Source organism: Clostridium arbusti SL206 (assembly GCF_000246895.1).
Lineage (GTDB): Bacteria > Bacillota > Clostridia > Clostridiales > Clostridiaceae > Clostridium_I > Clostridium_I arbusti.
Genome location: NZ_BAEV01000136.1, coordinates 1 through 8308 on the forward strand (window position 1 = coordinate 1; position 8308 = coordinate 8308).

An 8308-nucleotide genomic window follows, 5' to 3' on the forward strand; every position below is an offset into this window, starting at 1 on the left:
CTTACTCTCAACTTTTTTATTATAAATCAGAGAATTCTTTATACTAACCTACACTTTCCTTTTTAGAATCTAAGAATAATACTTCTTCTCCCACTACTTCGGATACATATTTTTTATTTCCTTCCTTATCCTCATAGTTTCTTATTTGTAATCTTCCGCTAACGCTTAAAAGTCTTCCTTTTTTCATGTAATTGCATACTAACTCTGCTGTTTTCCCCCAAACCACAACTGGAACAAAGTCAGCCTCCCTTTCACCCTTTGCATTAACATAATTTCTATTTACTGCTATGGTAAAATTACATACTTCTTTGCCATTTGATTCAATGTGCTTTAGTTCTGGATCCTTTACCAATCTTCCTACCAATAAAATTTTATTCATCACTTTTCCTCCATATTTAAGATTAATATCTACATTATGGACAGATTTTTAATTCATATACCCTTTAATAATTATTTTTATTGTTTTACCTATCTTTCTCCTAGTTTTAAATTTGGTACAGCATTAAAGTCTAACGGAGCAGTAACCCCTTTAATATATTCAAAGTATGCAGCACTACCTATCATTGCTGCATTGTCAGTACATAGTACTGGTTCTGGAAATAGCACATTAATATTTCTTTTCGTCCCCGCATCTATCATAGATTTTCTAAGTGCAGAATTTGATGCAACACCACCAGCAATAGCAATTTTATCTACTTTTTTTATGATGCAAGCCTTCATGGCATTACTAACTAAAAAATCTACCACAGCCTTTTGGAATGAAGCTGCTACATCTGCTCTGTTTATTTCTTCTTTTTTCATTTCCATCTTATTCAGATAATTAAGTACTGCTGATTTAACACCACTAAAAGAAAAATCCAAAGACTCCTCATGGAAATTAGCTCTTGGAAATTTAATGGCATTCTCATTTCCCTCTTTAGAAAGTTTATCTATTTTAGGTCCTCCGGGATATCCAAGCCCTATAGCTCTAGCAACTTTATCATAGGCTTCTCCAGCTGCATCATCTCTAGTTTGACCCATTACTTCAAAATCGCCATAATCCTTCATATGGACTATGAAAGTATGACCTCCTGATACCACTAAACAAACAAAAGGTGGTTTTAAATCTTCATATTCAATAAAGTTTGCACTTATATGCCCTTCTATATGGTTTACTCCAACTAGCGGTTTACCTAATGAATAAGCAAGTCCTTTAGCATATTGCACTCCTACTAATAGTGCACCAACCAGACCTGGCCCATAGGTAACTCCTATAGCATCTATATCTTCAAATGAAACTTCCGCTTCCTTTAAAGCTTGTTCTACAACTTCACTAATTACTTCAATATGTTTTCTAGATGCAACTTCTGGTACAACTCCACCAAATTTAGTATGTATAGCAATTTGTGATGATATTATATTTGATAATACTTTTCTTCCATTTACCACTACCGCTGCTGAAGTTTCATCGCAGCTACTTTCTATTGCAAGTATCTTTACATCCTTATCCATTAGCACTTTACCTCTCTTAATATACTTTCATAATTAAAAATATAACCATTTATCTTATCAATAATCATTTTACATTTGTTATAAGGCATCGTAAATAAATAACTAGTCTTATACTAATCTATTTACTTTTTAAATCTCTGTCTATTATATTTTCTATTCTTTTTAACCTATCATCACTTATTGTAATCCCCTTTTTACTATTAATAAAACTTATTAACTTATCAGATTTAACAACTGGTGTTGACTTAACCATAATTTTTAAATTAACCTCTTTATTTGAATTAAAGGCCACAATTGAGTAAACAAGTACATTTTTAAAATCTCCATGTCTTAAAAGACTCTTAATTGCATTTACATGTCCTCTTGATTGTTTGCAGGGATTATAAAAACTCTTTTCATAAGTTTTTCCACCTTGACCGGTCTTAACTTGCTTCCAAGCATTATCCTCTTCTCTGCCTGTAATTGTACCTTTCATGTTCTTTGTTTCAATGCAGAATATTCCATAAGGTGACAATACAAGATGATCTATCTGAGCTCCTCTTTCCTTGCCACCTATTACAATGTCATTATACACCATGTATTTATTATTAAGAGTGTCTAAAAGCTTTGATATATGCTTTTCACCTTCTATTCCATATTTATATATCTTCCTTCGCTTTGAAAAATGAACAATAACTGTAAAAGCTATTATAATAATAACTGCAGATGTATATATGTTTCTAAAAAAAGCGTAAACAGGTATAGCTGCTATACACATTAATACCCCAATCAATTCAATAACTAGATCATTATTACTCTTCCTATTCAAAGATTTTTCTTTACTTTTTATAACTGCCATTTTCTTTTCTCCTTATCTTTAGTAGTCACTAATAAATTATAACCTAGTCAAAAAAATTTTTCACCTATAACATTACTCTAACTTTTCCAACATACATTTGTTAACATAGTAAAAATCTACTTTTTATAGCGAACGTATATTCTTATGCTTATACAAATATGTTATAATGTTATATATAATTTTATCTGATTACTAATCACTGTAATATAGCCTCACCATAAAGAGAAAGCAAACAAATATAAAATTATATATACTATTTCCTAGAAAATGTACACGAGGAGTAAATAATGAACAATTATTATGCAAAAGTTGTAGTTAAAGGATCGCCTATTTCAAAATCAAATTTTAAATTATTTAATGTACAAGGAAGAGCTATTTTGCCTTATAATTCAGGTAAATATCACGACAGATATGCATTGTACGAAGAAGAGATAGCCTATGAAGCCAGAATACAAAATCCAAATCTAATTTTATCAGAAGCATTAATAGCGGTATTAAATGTCTATTATAAAAGTAAAAAAAGACATCCTGATACAAATAACATTACTAAGAGCATATTCGATGGCATTGAAAAAAGTGGTCTCATAGTAAATGATGCACAGGTTAGGAGGATTATAATTGAAGAATTTTATGATGCTGAAAATCCTAGATTTGAACTAGAATTATTTGGTGAAAGTATTTACAGTATATCTTATGGTATAGTGAAAAAAGATACAGCAGATGAACCAATTAATTATTCTCCGCCTTCTAATAGGACAAACCATTTAAAACCTATATGCAATAGCAGAAAATCATCTTCCGATAAAATCATATGCGAAATATGTCATAAAGAAATTAAATCTTGTGATGCTATTTCTGCAAATAAGGGTAAACTAATAATATGCAAATCATGTTTTAAAAAATTATTCTAGAAGGAGTAACCCTATATGGCTAATAAAGACATATTTATAAAAAAGATTGAATACCTGGAAGAAGAACAGAAAAAACAGAAAAAAAATTACAATGTTATTGGTAGTTTAAGACTTATAGCTTTTATTGTAACTTTAATATATGCATATCTACTTATACGAAAAATAAGCATATATACATCTATTGGTTTTCTTTGCTCATTAATAATTTTTATATTTCTTATAAAATACCACAGTAATATATCTAATAGTTTAAAAAGAATAAGAAACCTAATAATAATTAATAAGAACTACATAGACAGAATAGATGGGACTTGGTCTGAATTTCAAGACTTAGGTGAAGATGCTATAAATATAGATCATCCTTATGGAACAGATCTTGATGTCTTTGGTAAAAGTTCTCTGTTTCAATTAATAAATACCACTAATACCTTTTTAGGAAGACAAAAACTAATAAAATTATTGAAAACTGGAGAAAAAGATATAAATACAATAACAAACCACCAAAATGCTGTTAAAGAATTATCGCAAAATATTAATTTCTGTGAAGAATTAGAATGCGAAGGTACTTATGATAAAGATAATATGAGGGATCCTTCAAAGCTCATAAATTATGCTGAAAATCCTGATAAATTATTTAAAGAATCACCTATTAGAAATGTAGTATATTTTTTACCCATTTTTTCCATAATATTTTGTGCCTTAACCATTATATTTAAGATAAAATATTTTTACTATATTATACCTGTTATATTTATAATCCATGCTGTTATAAATTTTATAAGTTATACAAAAACACCGGTAATACTGGATTCTGTAGAGGGATTTAACGATGATTTACAATCTTATGTTGGTATGCTTAAACTCATTGAATCAGAGGATTTTAAAGATACCTATTTAAAAGAACTAAAATCAAAATTGTCCTATAAGGATAAATCTTCAGTTCAAGTTATGAATGCTTTAAATAGTATTATTAATAACATAAATTTAAGACATAATTTCTTGCTATATTTTTTTCTTAACTTAATTGTATTTTGGGATTTTAGATGCTTATTTTCTCTAGAAAAATGGAAAATACAATATGGTAACCTAATAGATGATTACGTTAATACTTTGGGGGATTTTGAAGTTATGTCCAGTTTAGCAGTATTAACTCATTTAGGTTCCGAATATAATTTTCCAACCTTTACAAATGAAAATTTAATTATTACTGCTGACTCCCTAGGTCATCCTCTAATTAACAGCAAAAATCGTATATATAATGATATGGATATGAAAAACAGCATTTTCATTGTTACCGGCTCAAACATGTCAGGTAAAACTACCTTTCTTAGAACTGTAGGAATAAATCTAGTTTTAGCCTATGCAGGAGCTCCTATTTGTGGAAAATCTATGAAATGCTCATTAATGGATATTTTTACTTCCATGAGAATAAGCGATAATTTAATGGAAGGTGCTTCCACCTTTTACGTTGAACTTATGCGTATAAAAAAAATAATTGACCATTTGCCAAAAAAAGAACCTATGATTTTTCTTATAGATGAAATCTTTAGGGGAACTAACTCAAAGGATAGAATTATAGGCGCAAGAAGTGTTCTGAAGAACCTAGATAATCCTTGGGTATGTGGCTTAATTTCCACCCATGATTTTGAGTTATGCGATTTGGAATATAATAATGAGAAAAAGATAAAGAACTATCATTTTTCAGAAAGCTACAGAGAGAACAAAATACATTTTGATTACAAACTTAGAGAAGGACGCTGTGATAGTACTAATGCAAAATATCTTATGAAAATGGTGGGAATTAAAATAGAGGATTAAATGAGGATTTTAAAATTATGCTCTAAACATGTCAACAAACACTTAAAAATATACTTAATCAAATACTTGAAAGACATTTTAACCACTGTGGCTTTGGATACAAACCAAATAGACCAACACAATAAAGCAATATGGAAGATATGACTTAAAATAAATGATGGAAAGATATTTAAGTTGATTATAAATATATAAATATGATAACAACAGGTTATATGGTAAATGTAAAGTTTGAAACTATAGAAGAATCAAAGAATGCAGTATTTGAATATATAGATAGATGTTCTATAATATCAAACACTGCATTCATCATTAGAGTATATTTGTGTAGCATGTTAAAAAATAATATTTTATTGTGCCAATATTTCAATTTTACTTCCTAAAGAAACTTCTTTTATTGCTTTATCTTCTAAATATAATGTTCCCTCTAAAGCTGCTTTTGTACTTCCATCAAATTTTAAGCAAATATGACCTAAATCTTTTAAATTTTTGTTTACTACATCACCAACTGCAGTTATTTTATAATCTGTTTCATCTATCTTTAATGTATATCCTGTTTTAATTTCTTCTTTCAAATCATTTACATCATGAAGTACACAATAGTCAGCTAATTCATCTGGTGCATTTTCCTTAAATAATATTATCATCTTTTCAGGATAAAATCCCTCTACTAAAGGTCCAATACTTGTCACTTCTGTATTATATATTAAACTCATTTTACTAATCCCTCTTTCTTTTTATTAATAACATTAATTTAATATGAGAATTCAATTTATAATTATTATAAACCTTTTTATTACTATATTCTACAATTTTAATTTATAATTCATAAAACTTATTTAACATATAGCCCAAAACTTGCAAGCCACGCTATCAATACCGTTGTTGGTCCAGTTAAAAATCTTGAATATAAAACTGAAGGTACTCCTACTTCAACAGTTTCAGCTTCTGCATCTGCAAGGCCAAGTCCCACAGGTACAAAATCACAACCCGCTTGTGAATTAATAGCAAATAGTGCTGGTAATGCTAGCTGTGGTGGTATATTACCCTTTCCGATTTCAACACCAATTAAAGTTCCTATAACTTGTGCTATAACAGCTCCCGGTCCTAAAAATGGGGATAAGAATGGAAATGAACATACAAGTGACATTATTACAAGTCCTGGTACTGTTCCTGCTAATGGTGACAATAATTTTGCAACTACATCACCTATACCTGATTTAACTATTATACCTATAAGCATACATACAAAAGCCATAAATGGAAGAATGGTTTTTATTACAGTTTCTATAGTTTCACGTCCAGCTTGATTTAATACTCCAACTAGAGAACCTACTGCTATTCCTATTCTAGCCATTAAGCTGCTGCTACCTGATTGTTGTGTAATCTTCTTACTTGTATCATACTTTGATTTTTTTTCTTCTTCTTTTTCTTGATTTGATTCTTCTTTTACTATATTTTCCTTTGTTGATTCATTTGAACTTTCATGTGATGCTTCATATGCCTCTATATCCTCTGCTTTTACAGCTGAAGCATATATATCTGCTTTGATATATTCTGCTAAAGGTCCACTTGGACCTGCTGGCATAATATTTAATGTTGGAATTCTTTTTTTAGGATATATTCCACATCTTAGAGTTCCTCCACAATCAATTACAACGCAGACAATCTCATCATCTGGAACTCTTGTTTTAAATCCATCTACTAATTCACATCCTAGTAGTTCTGCCGCTTTGCTTGCTACATCCGGTGTATGTCCTCCTGTAATATAAACCACTTTATTTTTCTTCTCTGTGGGCGTTATAATTAACGGACCTCCAAATCCACCTGAACCTGATTTAACTATTATTGAATTATATTCACTCATTTTTTTTCCTCCTCTCTTATATTAAACTGATAAAGTATCTTTTAATTTAACTTTTTGCTGTCTTTCAACAATAGCTGTTGTAAAATCTGTTATCCATCCTCTAAGGAAGTTTGTAGCTAAACCAACTAAAAAGTATCTTAAAGCTAAATCTGTTGTTGACAATCCTAATTTAGTTATACCAGCTGCTATCCCCAAAAATACAAATAATTCACTTGGGTCTACATGTGGAAATAATCCATTCATTGTATGGCACGAAAAAGATGCTGCTGCATAATAACTTGGTTTATATTTTTCTGGTAAAAATTTTCCTAAAGATAAAGTCATTGGATTACAAAAGAAGAATGTACCTATGAATGGTAATACAAGATATCTAGTAATAGGGTTTGAAGCTGATGCTTTAGCTAATTTTTCAACTCGTTTTTCACCTACAAATCTAATGATTGCGTTCATTGCAACAAGAAGCATAATTAATGTTGGAACAATTGTTGTAACCATAGAAATAAAAGTCTTTCCACCTTCTTGAAACAATCCTATAAATCCTTGAGCTAAATATGTTAAAACTTGCATAATAATTCCGCCTTTCTTTTTATAATTAATTTAAAATTTATTATACTTTCTACTTACTTCCTTCTAAAAGATAATTTTTATAGCTTTCTATACCATTATCTACAGCTTTAACTGTCCACCTATCTATACCTTGCAAACTGCTTGTATTTATTTTAAGAAGATTTTTGTTCTCAAGGATTTTCAAAGCTTTCATTCTAGCAAATACAGATATACCTTGCATTTTTTTAGCCTTTATTATGTTAGAATCTTTATCTATTGCAATTAATACAACAACACCCGCTCTAACCTTTCCCTTATTTTTACCTATAACTACTTTTCCTAGTTTTCTCATATCCTTAAAATTCTTATTGAAATACTTAACTTGATAAAACCCAAGAATCATTTGTCCTATCCATGCTGCTCCTATCAATACAAATATTATCAACATTATACTTATCACCTCAAATTTATATATTTTATTATATATGAAATATCATATTTTAATAAATATATCTATATTAGCTGGAGTATCACCCCTTACTAAGTAAGACTTGTTAGTTGTAAGTTTTTACATATTTAAAATATAAACAATCATAAAAACGTTTACTAAACCTATATAATCAAAATATAATATGTCATAAACGATTATTAAAACTACACAAATGAAAATTTATTTTTTTGCACTTTTATTCATATGTCAATCATTTGCTTTGCATGTTTTTTATTATATAACTACTTGTAAACTTTTTCAATAGTATTTTGATAATTAATAGATTTTTATTTTAGCTAATTAATCTATTAATTATCAAAGATAAGCATAATGATGAAAATACTCTTCTG

9 protein-coding genes are annotated in these 8308 nt (G+C 29.0%); 2 read left to right on the forward strand and 7 right to left on the reverse strand.

All coding sequences use genetic code 11. The annotated features are described in order from the left end of the window. Positions 1 to 43: 43 nt before the first annotated feature. The 3 genes from RH99_RS16810 to RH99_RS16820 form a co-directional block, all read right to left on the reverse strand. A complete protein-coding gene (locus tag RH99_RS16810; protein WP_010240982.1) occupies positions 44 to 379 on the reverse strand; it encodes a single-stranded DNA-binding protein in 336 nt (111 codons plus the stop codon). Between the two features lie 89 nt (positions 380 to 468). Beyond that, positions 469 to 1491 (reverse strand): tRNA (adenosine(37)-N6)-threonylcarbamoyltransferase complex transferase subunit TsaD, encoded by a 1023-nt coding sequence (gene tsaD, locus RH99_RS16815; RefSeq protein ID WP_010240984.1) that lies wholly within the window; start codon positions 1489 to 1491, stop codon positions 469 to 471. Between the two features lie 118 nt (positions 1492 to 1609). Next, a complete protein-coding gene (locus RH99_RS16820; protein WP_010240986.1) occupies positions 1610 to 2329 on the reverse strand; it encodes a nuclease-related domain-containing protein in 720 nt (239 codons plus the stop codon). Positions 2330 to 2616: 287 nt separating this feature from the next. Here RH99_RS16820 and RH99_RS16825 point away from each other — a divergent pair, with 287 nt between their 5' ends. Next, positions 2617 to 3240 carry a RusA family crossover junction endodeoxyribonuclease gene (locus RH99_RS16825; protein WP_010240988.1) on the forward strand — a complete coding sequence of 208 codons (624 nt, stop codon included), beginning with the start codon at positions 2617 to 2619 and terminating at the stop codon, positions 3238 to 3240. A 15-nt stretch (positions 3241 to 3255) separates the two neighbouring features. After that, entirely contained in the window at positions 3256 to 5058 is a 1803-nt protein-coding gene (locus RH99_RS16830; RefSeq protein ID WP_010240990.1) for a MutS family DNA mismatch repair protein, read from the forward strand. 347 nt (positions 5059 to 5405) lie between these two features. Here RH99_RS16830 and RH99_RS16835 read toward each other — a convergent pair whose 3' ends face one another. From RH99_RS16835 to RH99_RS16850, 4 genes are all read right to left on the reverse strand, one after another. Continuing rightward, positions 5406 to 5771, reverse strand: coding sequence for a PTS glucitol/sorbitol transporter subunit IIA (locus tag RH99_RS16835; protein WP_010240992.1), 366 nt, complete (start codon positions 5769 to 5771; stop codon positions 5406 to 5408). A gap of 119 nt (positions 5772 to 5890) precedes the next feature. Further along, complete coding sequence (gene srlE, locus RH99_RS16840) at positions 5891 to 6922, reverse strand: PTS glucitol/sorbitol transporter subunit IIB (RefSeq protein WP_010240994.1); 1032 nt, start codon at positions 6920 to 6922, stop codon at positions 5891 to 5893. A 21-nt stretch (positions 6923 to 6943) separates the two neighbouring features. Then, the gene (gene srlA / locus RH99_RS16845; RefSeq protein WP_010240996.1) at positions 6944 to 7489 is read right to left on the reverse strand and encodes a PTS glucitol/sorbitol transporter subunit IIC; all 546 of its coding nucleotides are present in this window, start codon (positions 7487 to 7489) and stop codon (positions 6944 to 6946) included. A gap of 49 nt (positions 7490 to 7538) precedes the next feature. Then, complete coding sequence (locus RH99_RS16850; protein ID WP_010240998.1) at positions 7539 to 7916, reverse strand: transcriptional regulator GutM; 378 nt, start codon at positions 7914 to 7916, stop codon at positions 7539 to 7541. Positions 7917 to 8308 lie beyond the last annotated feature (392 nt).